The organism is Bradyrhizobium sp. Kon10 (assembly GCF_055807395.1).
This window is the reverse complement of sequence record NZ_JBVVOZ010000441.1, coordinates 1-230: the sequence shown is the minus strand read 5'-3', so window position 1 is coordinate 230 and position 230 is coordinate 1. Positions and strand designations below refer to the sequence as shown.

Genomic DNA, 230 nt, shown 5'->3' with positions numbered 1-230 from the left:
GTGGTGCGCATGGCCCCGCAGGTGCGGTTACTGCCACAGGGAACCACAGCCACGCTGCCGCGAAGCTACATTTTGCCGGGCGAAGCCCTGGCGGTGAAGGTTGACGGCTCCCTGGAAGGATTGACTGGCATCGAGATTCAGCCAGCCACGATCTACGGCTTTTCGGTAGAAAACTACCGGGCGCCGACGCCCACGGGCTCGGGATGTTGCAAACGGTGGTACGCCTGGAA

Annotated in this window: 1 pseudogene; it reads left to right on the top strand. The window is 62.6% G+C overall.

Annotated elements, in window-relative coordinates:
* A pseudogene (locus tag AC0L2O_RS37675) lies at nucleotides 1-230 on the top strand (hypothetical protein); the annotation flags it as partial.